Below are 15,332 nucleotides of genomic sequence, written 5' to 3' on the forward strand. Positions count from 1 at the left end.
AAAGCTCCTTGTGCTCAGAAGTCGTAACGGGCGGTGGCGCCGAAGGTGCGCGGGGTACCGAGCACGCCGGCATATCCACCGTTGGCGGAGTTCCACAGGCTGGTGAAATAGGTCTTGTCGCCGGCGTTCTTCACCCACAGCGACAGGTCGACCACGCCGTCGCCCTGGTCCAGGCGCACACCGGCGGAGAGGTTGACCAGCGCGTAGCTGGGGATCTGGCCGAAGTCGGAATCGTCGATGGTGCCCACTGCTCTTGAGCGGAACGCGTAGCTGGCGGTGACGTAGGGCTCGACGTGCTGGCTGGCCTGCCACTTGTATTCGCCGTTGAGGTTGGCGATGTACTTGGAGGCGCCCACCACCTGGTGGCCGGACAGGTCGCAGGTGGCGGTGGCATTGGCCAGGCTCACCTCAGGCGGGCAAGGAGCATCCTTGTACTCGGTGTAGCGCACGTCGTTCCACGAACCATTGAAGTTGACCGTCAAGCCGCGGATCGGCAGCGCCGTGGCTTCGAACTCCAGACCGCGTGAGCGCACGCTGCCAGCGTTGGCCAGGTACTGCACGCGGTTGATCTGGTCATAGACGTTGGCCTGATAACCGTGCACCTGGGCCCAGAACAGGTTGGTATTGAGCTGCAGGCGGTCGTCGAACAGCGAGCTTTTCAGGCCCAGTTCGGCGTTGTTGACCCGCTCGGTACCGACCAGCAGCGAGTCGGTACCCAAGCGTGGCGCGGCGCCAACCGTAAGGTTGATACCACCGGATTTCTCACCATGGGTGAGGGTGGCATAACCCAACAGTTGCTCGTTGAAGCGGTAGCTCAGGCCAAGCAGACCGGAGGGGCTGAAGCTGTACTGGTTGAGGTCACCCGAATCGTACGCCCCTACCCGGCCCTGGCGCGCAGCGGCGGCGGCACCGGTCACGGCAGCACCACCGGTTGGCGCATCGCGGGTGACCCAGGCGCTCTTTTCCTCGTAGGTGCCACGGATGCCGGCGGTGAAGTCCAGGCGGTCGGTGAGGTGCCAGGTGCCTTGGGCGAACAGCGCGTAGCTGTCGGTATCGATATGGCCGTTGCCGATGGTATTGACGTTGGCCAGGGCGCCCGCCGGGGTGATGTTCCAGATGTCGGCCTGGGGGCCGTAATAGGTGAAGGACTTGTTGTCCAGGTCCTGCTTGAAGTAGTAAGCGCCGAGCACATAGTCGAAGAAGCCACCGGTAGGCGAAGCCAGGCGGATTTCCTGGGAGTATTGCTTGTCGCGCACTGACACCCCGGCGCTGTAGAACACCGGCACATTGAGGCCGTCGTCGTTGCGCGGGGTGAAGTCCCACCAGCGATAGGCGCTGATCGAAGTCAGGGTGAAGTCATTGGGCAGGGTCCAGTTGGCCTCCACCGAGGTCCCGCCCTGGAACACCGTCACCTGCTGGTCGGCATCGAAGTTGACCTTGCGGTCCTTGCCTGACACCAGCGTCGCGCCCGCCTGGGCGGCCAGGCTCTCGTAGCGGTTGACGCCGTTGATGGTCGGTCCGGTGCTGTACAGGCTGAGGATGCCGTTGTTGGAGTCTTCCTCGTTGTATTCGCCGATCCAGCGCAGGTTGAAGGTTTCGCTCGGCTTGAACAGCAACTGGGTACGAAAGCCCTGGCGCTTGCCGCCGTTGAGCTCGTCGCCGTTGTGGATGTTCTTCACATAGCCGTCGTCCTCGGTGTGATAGGCACTGATGCGCCCAGCCAGCGTCTCGGTGATCGGCCCGGAGTAGCTGCCCTGGGTCTGCAGGTAGCCATCCTCGCCAACCGATTGCTGGATGCTCCCTTCCGGCTGGAAGGTCGGTTTTCGCGAGGTGATGTTCAGCACGCCTGCCGTGGTGTTCTTGCCGAACAGCGTGCCCTGCGGGCCGCGCAGCACTTCCAGCTGCTCGACGTCGAGCAGGTCGAACACAGCCATGCCTGGGCGGCCAAGGTAGACGTTGTCCAGATAGATGCCGACGCTGCCTTCCAGGCCGTCGCTGGCCGGGTTGTTGCCCAGGCCCCGAATCGAGATGCTCGACTGCCGTGCATGCACATAGGCGACGTTGGTGCTTGGCACCAGCTGTTGCAGATCCTGCACACGGTAGATGCGCTGGGTTTCCAGGGTTTCGCTGCTGAGCACGCTGATCGGCGTGGGCACGCTCTGCGCGGTTTCTTCGCGGCGGCGGGCATTGACCGTGACCGTGCCGAGCTTGGCTTCCTGTTCCACAGCCGGGGTAACGCTGACGGGTTCTTCGGCAAAGCTACCGTTGGATGCCGCCAGCAACACGCCGGCGGCCAAGGGTTGCAAGGTGAAACGCGACGCGCGCGCAGGCCAACGGGAAAGTCCGGACATGCAGATGCTCCTTGAGGCATGGGCCCTGGGCGAGCATTTCCGTTGGCGGAACCGAATCGCGGTCAGTTGGGCTTATATTCTTTTAAGAGATATAAATATTTGTAAATCATATTTTGTGGAATAAGTAACACCCTTTATAAGGTGGCTAACCCTTGTCAGCAATTGCATTCGACCGAAAGTTTTCATGTAGAAAATGCATATCGACCTCCGCCAGCTCCGCCACTTCATCGCCCTTGTCGAGCACCGCAGCTTCGTCGCCGCGGCGGCTGCGGTGAACCTGTCGCAATCGGCCTTCAGCCGTAGCATCCAGACCCTGGAGCACAACATCGGCTGCCGCCTGGTCGACCGCGCCAGCAAGGAACTCTCCCCCACCCGCCAGGGGTTGCTGGTGCTGGAGCACTCGCGGCGCCTGGTGCATGGCGCGCATAACCTGGTCAACGAGATCCATCAGTTCAATGGCGCCACCACCGGCGTGGTGCGCTTCGGCTCCGGCCCGGCACCCGCCGGCGGCCTGGTGCCACGGGCGGTGGCACGCTTCGTCGCTGAGTACCCGGCGGCACGCACCTGCTTCCAGGTGGATAACTGGCAGGCGCTGAACCGCAAGCTGATCGCCGAGGAGATCGAGTTCTTCGTTGCCGACACACGCCAGTTCGAGTCCGACCCGGACTACCGCGTGCACAAGCTGGCGCCCCAGCGCTGGCACTTCTGCTGCCGGGCCGGGCATCCGTTGACCGAGCAGGCCGAGGTACGTGCACGGGATGTGTTCGACTACCCGCTGGCGACCACTTTCCGCCCGCCGAACATCCGCAAGATCCTCAGCGACCTCAGCGGGCGCCAGGACTTTCTGCCGACGGTGGAGTGCGAGCATGGCTATGCATTGCTGAACGTGGTGATGCATTCGGACACCATCGGCATCGCCTGCAATGCCAACTTGCGGCCTTACCAGATGGAGCGGGGACTGGTTGCATTGAAACTGGTGGACCTGGCACCGGAGCAGGAAGAGGCGTTCTATACCCGCTATGGAGTGGTGAGCCGGGTGGGGTATGGCTTGTCGCCGTTGGCGCAGGGGTTGGTCAGGCAGCTGATTGCCTGCGATACCGAGATCTGAGGGGCCAAAAGGCCCCTGTGGGAGCGGGCTTGCCCGCGAACACCGGCAGAGCCGGTGCCATCCACCGCAGTGCCTGCTTCGCGGGCAAGCCCGCTCCCACAGAAGTACCCTACAGAGCTCAAGCCTTGTGGATAGTCCGGCTCAATTGCCCATCCACCCCAACCGGCACTTCACCGGCCAAGGTCACCCGACGCACCACCCGCGGCTGGGTACCGTAGTCATCCACCGCATAATGCTGCGTGGCGCGGTTATCCCAGATCGCCACATCCCCCGCCTCCCAACGCCAGCGCACGGTGTTTTCCAGCCGCGTCACATGCCCCTGCAGCACCGCGAACAGGTGCTGCGAATCGGCCAGCGAATAGCCTTTGATGCGCTTCACGAAATGCCCCAGCTGCAACACCCGCTCGCCACTGATCGGGTGCACCCTTACTACCGGATGCTCGGTCTCGTACACGGTCGAAGTGAACACCTTGCGATAAAGCTCAAGCTTCGCCGGGTCGACATCGGGCTTGATGCTCGCATAATCGTATTCATTGCTGTGCACCGCCCACAGCTTGTCGGCCAGCTCGCGCAGCGGCTCGGGCAGTTCCAGGTAGGCCGCCGCCGTGTTGGCCCACACGGTATCGCCACCGGAAGCCGGCGCCACCACGCTGCGCAGGATCGAGGCTTTGGGGTAGGCATCGACGAAGGTCACATCGGTGTGCCAGGAGTTGGCCCGCTGGCCTTCGGCGCCGTCCAGCTGCAGCAGGTAGCTGGTGCCGTCCACCACAGGCACGGTGGGGTGGGCGACCGGTTCGCCGAGCAGCTTGGCAAAGCCTTCCTGACCCCGGTCGTCCAGGTGGGTCTGGCCACGGAAGAAGATCACCTTGTGTTTCACCAGGGCGGCCTGGATGGCGTCAACGGTGGCGGCATCCAGGTCGGCGGACAGCTTCACCCCACGGATTTCGGCACCGATACGGCCGGCAACCGGATGGATATCGAGTTCGAGGGCGTGTGGCGCGGAGGCCAGTGCGGCATTGCTCATGGTCGTGGTCCTTGCGGTCATGGTCGGGTTGTGGGTTCAGCGGGCGGCCTGCACGGCCTGTTCGTGCTGCAGAGCGGTATCGAGAAAGCGCGGCTCGATCCAATCGGAAACCTGGAAGCCTCGGCGGATCAGGCGCTCGCGGGCGGCCAGGTCGACGCCCTGCTGCAACTGGGCGACAAAATCGGCGTCCAGCCGCGGATCGAAGTAATGGGCGAGGTCTTCCTGGGCCAGGTCATCGCTGAGGATGCTGCGTGGCCAATTGGCATTGCTCGCCACGAGGTCGACGTAGGCATCGCGGTTGTGCTCGTCGCGCAGCCAACGGGTGGCCTGCTCCTGGGTATTGACCAGGCGCTGCACCAGCTCTGGGTATTTGCGGATGAAATCGCCCGTGCCGAGCAATACCGCCTGGGTGCTGCCGGCACCTGCCAGGTCGCGGGAATTGACCGGCAGCTCGACCAGCCCACGCTCACGCAGCGACAGCAGGTTGGACAAGCCCCAGGTAGCGTCGATCTGTTTGGCGGCCAGTGCCGCGTTGGCGGCGTTGAAATCCAGGTTGATCACTTTCAGGTCGCGCTCCGACAGCCCTTGGCTGGCCAACGCGCTGGCGAATGACAGCTGGTTGGCGGTGCCGCGGAACACCGCCACGCGCTTGCCCTTGAGGTCGTGCAGCGTCTTGATGCCGGAGCCCGGTACCACGCCCAGGTAGCTCTTCACCCCACGCACGCCGGCTGAAAGCACGCGGGTGTCGAGGCCATTGGCCTTGCCGACGATCGCCGCCAGGTCGCCCAGGTAGGCGAAGTCGGCCTGGCCGTTGGCCAGGGCTTCGTTGACCACCGGACCTGCGCCCTTGAAGAAGTGCCAGTCGATACGGATGCCGTCTTTGGCGAATTCCTTTTCCAGCAGTTGCTGGTCACGCAGTACATCGACCACGCCGCCAGCACTGTGCTTGCTGCCAGCGCTCAGGTCGGGCACGGCGATGCGGATGCTCTCTGGCTTGGCCAGCTCGGCCGCGTGACCGCTCAGGGTGAAGGCCAGACCGAGGGCGGTGATCAGGTGGCGCAGTGGGGTTTTCATGGCAAGGCTCCTTGGCAGGCTGCCACCGGCGATGGCCGGCGCTTTGGCCAGAAGCTAGGCAGGTCTGGTTAGAACCTACAAAGATCAAAACTTCATTTTTTAGTAACTGAAAGATATAAATCAGCATCCATGCGGGGCGCGGAGGGGCTTGCGGGAAACGCATGGAAAATATGAGCAAAACGCAATGATGAGGGGGTTCCGCATGCATGGCTTGCATGCTCTTATCTCTTGAAACTCGCTTTAGTGAATTTTTAATTCCATAAGAGCATAACATTGGAACGCTTCGAGAGATGGCCGATGAATGGAGTTCTGAGCAGGATTCGAGGGGGGCCGCTGCGCGGCCCATTCACGGCGCGAGGCCGCTCCCACAGGGACCGCGTCCTCTCCGGGGAGCGGGCACTGCCTTGGTTGCTGCCGGCGTTGATTGCGCTGCTGTGGGTGGTTGCGAGCCGGCAGCACTGGATGAGCGAGCAGATCCTGCCAGCACCTTCACTGGTGTGGCAAAGCGCGCTGGAGTTTGGCTCCGGTGAGCTCTGGGGGCACTTGTGGATAAGTCTGCAGCGGCTGTTCTGGGGCTTGTTGGCGGGCATCAGCAGCGGCTTGCTGCTCGGCAGCTGGCTGGGCACCTCTCGTCATGCGCAGACCTTGGTGCTGCCGACCTTCGTGGCCCTGGCGCAGATCCCCACCCTGGCCTGGATCCCGCTGTTCATGCTGTTCTTCGGTATCGGCGAGCTGCTCAAGCTGGTGGTGCTGGTGAAGGCGGTGGTGGTGCCGGTCACCCTGCACACCCTGGTTGGCGTGCGCGATGCCCAGCCCAAGTTGCGCGAAGCCGCCACCGCCCTGCGCCTGCCACGCCATCTTTTGTTCCTGCGCCTGCTGCTGCCGGCCGCCCTGCCCGCCTTCCTCACCGGCGTTCGCCTGGCCCTGGCGACTGGCTGGACCTCGTTGCTGGCCGTTGAATTGCTTGCCTCCAGCGAAGGCATCGGTTACCTGATGGTCTGGGGCCGGCAGCTGTTCATGCTCGACCTGGTGCTGCTGTGCATCCTGGTGATCGGCCTGGTCGGCGCGCTGCTGGAGCGTGGCTTCTCGACCTTGGAAAAGCGCCTGCTGTACTGGCCGCAACCGGCCACTGGCGAACAACAGCGCGGGCCCATTCCACGGGGCTGGCAAAGCCTGCTGCTACCGGCGGCACTGCTGGCGCTGTGGCAAGCCAGCAACAGCTTCGGCTGGGTCGACCCGAACATCCTCACTTCGCCGCTGAACGTATTGCACACACTGTTCGGCGGCCTGGCCGATGGTTCGCTGCCAGAGGCCATGCTGCTGAGCCTGCAGCGCACCCTGACCGGCCTGCTCCTGGGCGGCGGCGCCGGCTTGCTCAGCGGGCTGTTGCTGGGGCTTTCCCACCACGCAGAACGCCTCTTCGGGCCAAGCCTTTCAGCCCTGCGCCAAGTGGCGCTGTTCGCCTGGGTCCCCTTGCTCACCGCCTGGTTCGGCCTGGGCGAAGGGGCCAAGAACGTGTTCGTCGGCCTGGCTGCATTCTTTCCGCTGCTGATCGCTACCCAACGAGGTATCGCCAGCCTCTCGCCGCAACTGGGCGAGGCGGCCCGCACACTTCGCCTGAACCTGTGGCAACGCCTGCGCCTTCTGGTGTTGCCGGGTGCTGCACCGGCCATCTTTGCCGGCCTGCGCCTGTCGCTGATCTATGCCTGGCTCGGCACCATCGGCGCCGAGTACTTCATGCCCTCGGACGGCGGCATCGCCAGCCTGATGATCGGCGCACAACAACTGTTCCGCATGGACCAGGTGATGGCCGCGATGGTCCTGATCGGCCTGGTCGGCGCCCTGCTCGGCGCCCTCGGTCAACGCCTCGAATCGCGCGCCACGCGCTGGAGAACCGCATGAACGCCTTCAATGCCTCGCACCTGCTCGCGGCCAATCAGGCCGACACCACGCCACCGCTGGTCAGCTTCGAAGGCGTCGGCAAGACCTTTAGCGTCGATGGCCAGCCCTTCGAGGCCATCCGCAATTTCAACCTGGCCATCAACGAAGGCGAGTTCATCGCCATCGTTGGCGCCTCGGGCTGTGGCAAGTCGACCCTGCTGCGCCTGCTGGTCGGGCTGGATACCGAATACAGCGGCAGCATCCGCGTCGATGGCCAGGCGGTCAGCGGCATCGGCGGCGAGCGTGGCATCGTGTTCCAGGAGCATCGCCTGTTCCCTTGGCTGACGGTGGAGCAGAACATCGGCCTGGGTCTGGTCAACGAAAACCTGACCCAGGGCGAGCGCGCCCGGCGTGTGCACGAGTTCGTGCAACTGGTGGGCCTGGTCGGTTTCGAATCGGCCTACCCGCACCAGCTGTCCGGCGGCATGGCCCAGCGCGTGGCGATTGCCCGTGGCCTGGTGGCCAGCCCACGCATCCTGTTGCTCGACGAGCCGTTCGGTGCGCTCGATGCACTGACCCGCCAGCAGTTGCAGGACGAACTGCTGGCTATCCGCGAACGCGCCGGCATCACCACCTTGCTGGTGACCCACGATGCCGAAGAAGCCACCTACCTGGCCGACCGAGTCGTGGTGCTGGAGCCGCGCCCCGGTCGCATCAAGTCGGTGGTGGAAGTCGACCTGCCGCACCCGCGCCTGCGCTCTGGTGTGGCATTGCATGGGCTGCGCGAAAAGATCCTGCACCAGATCACCGGTGACGGCGGCTACCTGCCGCCGCCAACACGCCGGGTAGAAGGGTTGCGGCCAGAACTGATCGCCCTCTAGGTCCAAGCCGATGCCGGGAAGAAACGCTCGACCACAGCGTCATGCTGCACCAGCTGCTGGTAAGCCTGGCGGTCGAAGGGCAAGCCGGTGCGCATGGCGTAAACCGGCTTGCCCGTGGGCTTGGCGACCTCACGCAAGCGGATGCGCAGGAAACGGTAATGGGCACCGCTGACCTCACCGGCGGACTCGATCTGGAAGTAACGCCCCGGCGTGAACAGTACCTCAGCCTCCTGCCAGTTCAACGACAGGGAGGCCACCGGCACACCACTGGCCTGGCCATCGGCGAGCAGCTCGTACAACACCGTATTGTCATCGAAATGCCCCGCCACCTGTTCCAGCGGCAGGTTGGCCGCCTCCTTGGGCAGCATGAACCGGCGCGGGATGAACGGGCTCTCGGTAAACGACGTGATGTCGGTGCTGACCAGCACATCACCCTGGCGAATTGCGCCAGCCCGCCAGCGCGCCGCGAGCGTCACCTGCGGGCCACGTCCTCCGCGCCAGAGTACCTTGGCATCACTGGCAGGCAGTTGCTCCATCGAGTCGAACAGGTTGTCGAGGTATGCCCGCAGCTCGTCTTCAGGAATTGCCGCCAAGCGTTGCCTGCCGAGACTGAACACATCGTTGGCCTTGGCCATGTGGCTGCTGTATTGCTCGATCAGGTTGTTGTGCACTTCACCTTCGTGCTTGAAGCTGTAGAAGCGCTTGCCCTGCCTTTCGACATGCGGCGTACCGAATTCATCCATTGGCGCCATGTGCCCTTCGAACTCAGGCAAGTCGGCCTGGTTCAGCAAGTCTCTGTGACGCTGGCGCACAGCACGCGAAACAAGGTCGCTGGAGGTGTCATCCACCGCCATGAAGGTATCCCACTGTTCAGGTGCCCCCTTGGGCAGCACCGAGAACACCGAAAACGCTATCACCAGCACGTCGCACAGGGCTGAAGTGAACGCTTCAATGCGTTGAGCCTTGGCAGGAGCATGCACCAACGCATCGATATCCAGCGCCAGCCGAACGCTGCCGAGCACGAACAGCACCATGCCGAAGGGCTGCCACGCCAGGGTGAACACGCTCAGTACGGTGATCGCGATACCCAGCTCATGGCGCCAGAGCTGCTTGCGCAGGTCGCTGTTGGAGACCAGAACACGGTGGCTGGCCTCGATGTCATCCTTGACCCATTCAGCCATCTGCTCGAACAGCGGCCGAGAGACTTCGGCGCCCAGGCCAAACGGCCAGTGTGGCACCGGGCCCGTGCCACTGCGCTCACGCAGTATCTGCAGCCCCGCCTTGCGCGTGGCTTCGTCAACCTGGGCGTAGGGCTGGTGCAGGGCGTCGTACCATCGCAGCCCATCTTCCTCGTGCAAACGCCTGGAGACCCAGCTGCGCAAAGCGGCTACGTCATCGAATGCCCGCAGTACCACGTCCGCCGTCGGGGTATAGAGAAGAAAGCGGCCACTGGGGACAGCGAAGGTCAGCAGGTGCCCCCCACCGTGCATCGGGTAGTGGCGAACAGAATAGTCTCCGCCGCCGCCTGGGCCTTGCAAACTGGCCAGGCTCAGGCGCTTCCCGGCCTCCAGCCCCATCCAGGTCCATAGCCGCTGGCGATCCTCGGTGCAGATATGACCATCGGCGAGGCTGCTTTCGATGGCGGCGATGAAACGAACCTTGAGCAGCAGCGGCAAGTCCTTGCCTTCACTGCGCCAGAATCGATCCGTGCGCTCACGCACCACGCTGGCAAAGTCGAGTTCCCAGAAATGACTCCTGACCTGCACCGGGTCAAGCTTCACTTCATTCTCTGCACCGTAAGCCCTCGCGTCAGGGCCTTCATGGTAAAACCCATTCAAGCGGAAGATCGCGTCGGCATCTTCATCCTGCACCTCCACATCAAGCCGCCTGATCCACAACTCGGTAAAGGTCAGTGAGCTGACCGGAGCATGGTGGTGTGTCCAACCGGTGAAGCAGCGGCCTCGCCGGTTGTCCCCCATACGGAAGTGGTGCCACCACACTTGGTCGGGGTCCAGCGCCAGGCCGGTCTGCGCCGACAGATAAGCGCTTGCCTGCTCGTGCGCGAGCGAGTGCAGGTCAGGAAATGCCTCCCGGTATCGCCGGGCCTTCTCCACAATGACCTTGGCGTCCTTGAGCCACTCGAGGCTCTGCTCGTAGGGGTCGCTCATGCTCATGTTCCTCGGATTGAAAGCGTTGAAACTGCTCCGCCCCGAGGTGATGAATGGGGTACTGCTATGCCACCCCCAGCCCGCGCAAGTATTCCCAGGGGTAGATACCCCGTTGATGTCCATCGTTGAACAGCAATTGCACGCCGTAACCCTGCGGCTCAATGCGCTCTACCCGCACATCGTCCTGCACCACGCCAATTGCACCGCGCCAATGGGCGGCGCGGCATTGCGAGCACGGGCAGGCACCGCGCAAGCGCGCATGGCTGATGACCTGCTCGCCATCCTGCCAGCGCACGGTCAGTTGCCCTGCCTCGCGTTGATTGCGTATTGCACTGGGGCTGTTCATCAAGCAGCCCCGCGCAGCTGCGCCAAGGCGATGCGCACGGCCTTGCGCACTTCTGGATCGCTGTCCGCCTCAGCCGCCTGCAACACCGGCAAGGCACGGGCTTGCCCCAGTTCGCCGAGCGCAAGCGCGGCTTCCTTGCGCAGGTTGGCAATGCCATGGCCGAGCAAGTCGGCCAGGGCATCCAGCGCCTCGCCATGACGCAAGCGGCCCAATGAGCGGGCAGCGCGCAGGCGTACTTGCCAGAAGCCATCGCCAAGCGCCGCCACCAGTGCCGGCCCCGCCTGAGCATGGCCCACCTTGCCCAGCGTCGTCGCGGCTTCTTCGCGCACTTGCCAGGCGGCATCGCGCAGGGCGCCAACCAGCGCCGGCAACACAGCAAGATCACGCGCAAGCCCCAAGGCGCCAATCGCGGCACGGCGTACCTCGGTGTCGGGCTCGTGCTCGGCCAGTTTCGCCAAGGCAGGCAGCGCGGGCTCGTGCTTGAGCCAACCCAGAATACCCACGGCTTCGCGCCGCACCGCCGCGTCCTGGTCCTCCAGCGCCCGCAGCGCAGGCCCTGCGGCGTCGCCCAGGCGCAACTCACGCAGGGCGCGCAAGGCACTGGCCCGGACAAAGGCATCGGCGTGGGTCGTCCACGGCAGAATCAACTGGCCGGCTTCCGGGCTCTTCAACTCGCTGAGGCTCTGCGCAGCGGCCAGGCGCACCGCCTCGGCACCATCCGCCAGTGCGGCGCACAAAGCCTGAACCACTTCCGGCTCCTCCCAGGCTTCCAGCAGGCGCGCGGCCTCGGCGCGCACGTCGTCGGCGCCATCGACCAACAGGGCATCGGTCAGCCACGGCAAGGTATCGGGATCTTCCAGGTCGGCCAGTTCGATCAAGGCAATGCGCCGCACGCCGGCGTCATCGGCGCCGAGGCGTGGCAGCAGTTCAAGAATTTCGGGGTTGTCGGTGCTTCGTTCAGTCATAGCGCGATCCTGAGCGGCGGATGGTCGGTGGCTGGCAGGCCAAGTGGCGTCAGGCGCGGCAGTTCGCGGCCTTCTTCATGGCGCAGCAAGGCCAGGCAATGGCGTTTGAGGTGGGTGAATTCAGGGCTGGTCAGCAGGCTGGCGCGGCGCGGGCGCGCAAAGTCCAGGCGCAGGTCCTCGATGAAGCGACCGGGGCGCGGGCTCATCACCAGAATGCGGTCAGCCAGGAACAAGGCTTCATCGATATCGTGGGTGACGAACACCACGGTGGTGCGGATGCGCGCCCAGATATCAAGCAGCAACTCCTGCATGCGCGAACGGGTTTGCGCATCCAGGGCGCCGAAAGGCTCATCCATCAGCAGCAGGCGCGGGTGGTTGATCAGCACCCGGGCGATTTCGGCACGCTGCTGCATGCCGCCGGACAACTGGCTGGGCCAGCGCTCGGCGAAGTCGGCCAGGCCCACCAGCTGGAGCATTTCGCGGGCCTGCTGGTGGCGTTCGGCCTTGCCCAGGCCTTGCATCTTCAGGCCGAAGCCGACGTTGTCGAGCACGCTGCGCCACGGCAGCAAGGTGTGGTGCTGGAACACCATGCCACGCTGCGGCGACGGCCCGGTGATAGCCTGGCCGTCCACGCTCAACTGGCCGCTGCTGGGCACAAGGTGCCCGGCCAGGGCACCGAGCAAGGTCGACTTTCCGCAACCCGATGGCCCAAGGATGCAGACGAACTCCCCCGGCGCCACGGCAAAGTCCAGGCGCTGCACCGCCTCGAAGGCTTCTCGGCCCTGCCCCAGCCGAATCGACAGGCCATGCCCATCGATCCGCCCGGGCGCCTGTTGATAACGGTTCATCAGCTTGCCCTCCGCGTGCGGTACCAGGGCGTGGCGAATGCGCCGAGGCGCTTGACCAGGGCGCTGCTGCCCATGCCCAGCATGCCAATCAACAGCATGCCGACAACGATGTCCGGGTAGTTCTGCAAGGTGTACGACTCCCAGGTGTAGTAACCGATGCCGAACTGCCCGGCGATCATCTCGGCAGTGACCAGGCAGAACCACGAGGTGCCCATGCCGATGGCAAGGCCCGTGACGATGCTCGGCAACGCGCCAGGCAGTACCACTTCACGCAGGATCGACCAGCGCCCGGCACCGAGGCTGCGCGCCGAGGCGACCAGGCGCGGGTCGACAGCCTCCGCGCCATGGACGGTGTTGAGCAGGATCGGGAACAGCGCACCGGTGAAGGTGATGAACACCATCGACAGCTCCGACGACGGGAACATCAGGATCGCCAGCGGGATCCACGCCACCGCCGGTATCGGCCGCAGCACTTCGAGTGGCGGCAGCAAGGTGTCCTCGGCCCATTTCGAGCGGCCGATCAACAAGCCCAGGGCCACCCCCAGCAGTGCCGCAGCGGCATATCCGGCAAACACCCGTGACAGGCTGCTGCCCAGGTGAGCCAGCAGGGCGCTGGAGGTCAGCAACTGCCAGGCTGCCGCCAGCACCGCCTGCGGCGTGGGGACATAGGTGAAGGTCAGCAGGCCAAGGTCCAGCTTGACGCTGGCCGCTACTTGCCAGAACAGCAGGCAGGCCAGCAGCGAAGCCAGGCGCACGGGCCAGCGCTTGAGGTGGCGAGTCATCTCGGTGCCTCCCGGTCAGCGCTGGGCGACCAGCTTCTGGTTGGCACTGACGAAGTCCAGCGCTTCACCACCATGGGCCTTGGCGTACTGCTCGGCCTGGTCCTTGAGCAGGAATGCAGCCAGCTCGCCGTGGGCATTGCGCACGAACCAGGCCTGGTTGGCCAGCAGCTTGATGCCGCTGTCGGCAGCCTGGGCGTAGATCGCGCGGATGTCCTTGCCTTCCTGCTCCAACTGGGCCAGCGCGCCAAGGGCGGCTTCCGGCGAGGCGTAGTGGCGTACCTTGTCTTCACCGCGCACCCAGATCTGCGCCAGGCGGCTGAAGTCGGTGATCGGCTTGCCGGTGAGCGCATCGTTGGCCTTGAGCGGCAGCGGGCCGTAGTTCTTCAGCGCCTTGTCGTAATCCACGCTGGCCTGCTTGAAGGCTGCGCGGATGTACTGGTCGTCGATGAACTGGTCGGTGTCGAGGCCGCGGTCGGTCTTCTTCAGCAGCTTGAGCGTGTCGATGGAGGTCGTTACCGCCTGGCGGTATTCAGGCTTCCAGGTCAGGTCGCGGGTCTGCAGACCGAGCGGGCCGTGGAACAGGTAGTTGACCTCGGCCTCGATGCCGGTGACCTTCTCGATCAGTTCGCTGTATTTTTCCGGTTCTGCAGCGATCAGACGGTCAGCTTCGAGGCTGGCGCGCAGGTAGGCGGTGACCACTTCCGGGTACTTCTTCGCATAGTCGGCGTCCACCAGCGCGCCATGGAACGTTGGCGCGTTGGCCTGGGCACCGTCGTAGATCTTGCGGGCAAAGCCGCGGTTGGGGAACAGCTCGGCGAACGGCACGAAGTCGGCGTGGGCCTCGATGCGGTTGCTGCGCAGGGCGGAACCGGCAATCTCCGGCGCCTGGGCGATGATTCGCACGTCCTTCTGCGGGTCCCAGCCCTGGGCCGCGACGGCGCGCAGCAGCATACCGTGGGCGGTGGAGGCGAACGGCACGGAAATGGTCTTGCCCTTGAGTTCAGCCAGTGACTGCACCTTCGACGCTGCCGGTACGACAATACCGTTGCCGCTGCCGTGCACACTGCCCGACAGCACGCTGATGAACAGGCTGCGCTTGCCGGCATCCAGGTGCGCGACGCCGTTGAACGAGCCGGGGAAATCGGCCATGGCGCCGAAATCGAGCTTGCCGGCGACCATCTCGTTGGTCAGCGGCGCGCCGCTGGTGAAGTTCTTCCACTCGATCTGGTACTGGGCATCCTGGTACTTGCCATCGTGCGGCAGGTACTTGTCGAGCAGGCCCAGCTCGCGGATCAGCAGGCCGCCAGTGGCGCAGTTGATGGTGGTGTCCTGGGTGCCGATGGCGATGCGGATGGTTTCGGCGCTGGCGTTCAGGCCGGTGAGCGCCAGCGCGAGGCCGGCCACGGTTGCTACAAGGCGCATGGGTGTTTCCCCTCGAATCGTTTTGAGTTGTGTAATCGTCTCCGCCACCGGGCTTGGGTGGTGGGAAACGAGGGGGCATTGCAGGAGGCGCGTCCGGTGGCTCGCCGGATGGCGGGGATCAATCAGCGCAGCAGGTACGGGATATCGACCTTGACCGCGCCGGTGGGGCAGTCTTTCTCGCAGGGCATGCAGTACCAGCACTCGTCGAAGGCCATGTAAGCCTTTTGCGTGGCCGGGTTGATCGCCAGCAGGTCCATGGGGCAGACCTCGACACAGACGGTGCAGCCTTTTTCGGCGATGCATTTGTCTTCGTCGATGGTCACCGGGGCGCTGCTGCGAAAGAAGATTTCCTGGGGCTGGTAGGCCATTTCACGGGGTCCTTGGGGCCTTCATGGGCACCCTTTCATCTAGAGGCTTGCACATTTCCCTGTGGGAGCGGGTTTACCCACGAAGAATCCAACACGGTGGATGGCACCGGCTTC

Annotated in this window: 13 protein-coding genes; 3 read left to right on the forward strand and 10 right to left on the reverse strand. The window is 64.4% G+C overall.

Features of this window, described 5'->3' with window-relative positions; translation table 11 throughout:
• Positions 1-14 precede the first annotated feature (14 nt).
• Positions 15-2,351, reverse strand: coding sequence for a TonB-dependent receptor (locus ACIPZ5_RS04535; RefSeq protein ID WP_400806948.1), 2,337 nt, complete (start codon positions 2,349-2,351; stop codon positions 15-17).
• Positions 2,352-2,544: 193 nt separating this feature from the next.
• Between ACIPZ5_RS04535 and ACIPZ5_RS04540 the strand changes: the two genes are divergently transcribed.
• Positions 2,545-3,459 (forward strand): LysR family transcriptional regulator, encoded by a 915-nt coding sequence (locus ACIPZ5_RS04540; RefSeq protein WP_261941963.1) that lies wholly within the window; start codon positions 2,545-2,547, stop codon positions 3,457-3,459.
• A 118-nt stretch (positions 3,460-3,577) separates the two neighbouring features.
• Here the strand turns inward: ACIPZ5_RS04540 and ACIPZ5_RS04545 are convergent, their stop codons facing one another.
• On the reverse strand, positions 3,578-4,483 hold the full coding sequence (locus ACIPZ5_RS04545) for a TauD/TfdA dioxygenase family protein (RefSeq protein ID WP_400806951.1): 906 nt from the start codon (positions 4,481-4,483) through the stop codon (positions 3,578-3,580).
• Between the two features lie 36 nt (positions 4,484-4,519).
• Positions 4,520-5,557 carry an ABC transporter substrate-binding protein gene (locus tag ACIPZ5_RS04550; RefSeq protein WP_261941965.1) on the reverse strand — a complete coding sequence of 346 codons (1,038 nt, stop codon included), beginning with the start codon at positions 5,555-5,557 and terminating at the stop codon, positions 4,520-4,522.
• Between the two features lie 297 nt (positions 5,558-5,854).
• On the opposite strand from ACIPZ5_RS04550, the gene ACIPZ5_RS04555 reads away from it, so the two are divergent.
• Both ACIPZ5_RS04555 and ACIPZ5_RS04560 read left to right on the forward strand, forming a co-directional pair.
• A complete protein-coding gene (locus ACIPZ5_RS04555) occupies positions 5,855-7,459 on the forward strand; it encodes an ABC transporter permease (RefSeq protein WP_400806955.1) in 1,605 nt (534 codons plus the stop codon).
• Positions 7,456-8,319, forward strand: a complete 864-nt coding sequence (locus tag ACIPZ5_RS04560; RefSeq protein ID WP_400806958.1) for an ABC transporter ATP-binding protein — start codon at positions 7,456-7,458, stop codon at positions 8,317-8,319. Before ACIPZ5_RS04555 ends, ACIPZ5_RS04560 begins: the two co-directional genes overlap by 4 nt.
• Here the strand turns inward: ACIPZ5_RS04560 and ACIPZ5_RS04565 are convergent.
• The 7 genes from ACIPZ5_RS04565 to ACIPZ5_RS04595 all read right to left on the reverse strand — a co-directional run bounded on the left by ACIPZ5_RS04565 (position 8,316) and on the right by ACIPZ5_RS04595 (position 15,218).
• A complete protein-coding gene (locus ACIPZ5_RS04565; protein ID WP_400806961.1) occupies positions 8,316-10,487 on the reverse strand; it encodes a dermonecrotic toxin domain-containing protein in 2,172 nt (723 codons plus the stop codon). The genes ACIPZ5_RS04560 and ACIPZ5_RS04565 overlap by 4 nt on opposite strands.
• Before the next feature lie 64 nt (positions 10,488-10,551).
• Positions 10,552-10,833 (reverse strand): DUF971 domain-containing protein, encoded by a 282-nt coding sequence (locus ACIPZ5_RS04570; protein ID WP_400806964.1) that lies wholly within the window; start codon positions 10,831-10,833, stop codon positions 10,552-10,554.
• Complete coding sequence (locus ACIPZ5_RS04575) at positions 10,833-11,798, reverse strand: HEAT repeat domain-containing protein (protein WP_400806966.1); 966 nt, start codon at positions 11,796-11,798, stop codon at positions 10,833-10,835. The genes ACIPZ5_RS04570 and ACIPZ5_RS04575 overlap by 1 nt, the downstream gene beginning before the upstream one ends.
• The gene (locus ACIPZ5_RS04580; RefSeq protein ID WP_343594398.1) at positions 11,795-12,646 is read right to left on the reverse strand and encodes an ABC transporter ATP-binding protein; all 852 of its coding nucleotides are present in this window, start codon (positions 12,644-12,646) and stop codon (positions 11,795-11,797) included. The genes ACIPZ5_RS04575 and ACIPZ5_RS04580 overlap by 4 nt, the downstream gene beginning before the upstream one ends.
• Positions 12,646-13,428 (reverse strand): ABC transporter permease, encoded by a 783-nt coding sequence (locus ACIPZ5_RS04585; RefSeq protein ID WP_261941972.1) that lies wholly within the window; start codon positions 13,426-13,428, stop codon positions 12,646-12,648. The genes ACIPZ5_RS04580 and ACIPZ5_RS04585 overlap by 1 nt, the downstream gene beginning before the upstream one ends.
• A 15-nt stretch (positions 13,429-13,443) precedes the next feature.
• Positions 13,444-14,850: an ABC transporter substrate-binding protein gene (locus ACIPZ5_RS04590; protein ID WP_400806970.1), complete on the reverse strand. Its 1,407-nt coding sequence runs from the start codon at positions 14,848-14,850 to the stop codon at positions 13,444-13,446.
• A 122-nt stretch (positions 14,851-14,972) separates the two neighbouring features.
• Entirely contained in the window at positions 14,973-15,218 is a 246-nt protein-coding gene (locus ACIPZ5_RS04595) for a ferredoxin family protein (RefSeq protein WP_008096634.1), read from the reverse strand.
• Positions 15,219-15,332 lie beyond the last annotated feature (114 nt).

It is taken from the genome of Pseudomonas sp. NPDC089428 (assembly GCF_044749325.1).
GTDB lineage: Bacteria > Pseudomonadota > Gammaproteobacteria > Pseudomonadales > Pseudomonadaceae > Aquipseudomonas.

Bases quoted from the DNA above. Each gene is read 5' to 3' on its own strand.
- ACIPZ5_RS04535 (WP_400806948.1), bottom strand. From the start codon at position 2,351: ATGTCCGGACTTTCCCGTTGGCCTGCGCGCGCGTCGCGTTTCACCTTG.
- ACIPZ5_RS04540 (WP_261941963.1), top strand. From the start codon at position 2,545: ATGCATATCGACCTCCGCCAGCTCCGCCACTTCATCGCCCTTGTCGAG.
- ACIPZ5_RS04545 (WP_400806951.1), bottom strand. From the start codon at position 4,483: ATGAGCAATGCCGCACTGGCCTCCGCGCCACACGCCCTCGAACTCGAT.
- ACIPZ5_RS04550 (WP_261941965.1), bottom strand. From the start codon at position 5,557: ATGAAAACCCCACTGCGCCACCTGATCACCGCCCTCGGTCTGGCCTTC.
- ACIPZ5_RS04555 (WP_400806955.1), top strand. From the start codon at position 5,855: ATGAATGGAGTTCTGAGCAGGATTCGAGGGGGGCCGCTGCGCGGCCCA.
- ACIPZ5_RS04560 (WP_400806958.1), top strand. From the start codon at position 7,456: ATGAACGCCTTCAATGCCTCGCACCTGCTCGCGGCCAATCAGGCCGAC.
- ACIPZ5_RS04565 (WP_400806961.1), bottom strand. From the start codon at position 10,487: ATGAGCGACCCCTACGAGCAGAGCCTCGAGTGGCTCAAGGACGCCAAG.
- ACIPZ5_RS04570 (WP_400806964.1), bottom strand. From the start codon at position 10,833: ATGAACAGCCCCAGTGCAATACGCAATCAACGCGAGGCAGGGCAACTG.
- ACIPZ5_RS04575 (WP_400806966.1), bottom strand. From the start codon at position 11,798: ATGACTGAACGAAGCACCGACAACCCCGAAATTCTTGAACTGCTGCCA.
- ACIPZ5_RS04580 (WP_343594398.1), bottom strand. From the start codon at position 12,646: ATGAACCGTTATCAACAGGCGCCCGGGCGGATCGATGGGCATGGCCTG.
- ACIPZ5_RS04585 (WP_261941972.1), bottom strand. From the start codon at position 13,428: ATGACTCGCCACCTCAAGCGCTGGCCCGTGCGCCTGGCTTCGCTGCTG.
- ACIPZ5_RS04590 (WP_400806970.1), bottom strand. From the start codon at position 14,850: ATGCGCCTTGTAGCAACCGTGGCCGGCCTCGCGCTGGCGCTCACCGGC.
- ACIPZ5_RS04595 (WP_008096634.1), bottom strand. From the start codon at position 15,218: ATGGCCTACCAGCCCCAGGAAATCTTCTTTCGCAGCAGCGCCCCGGTG.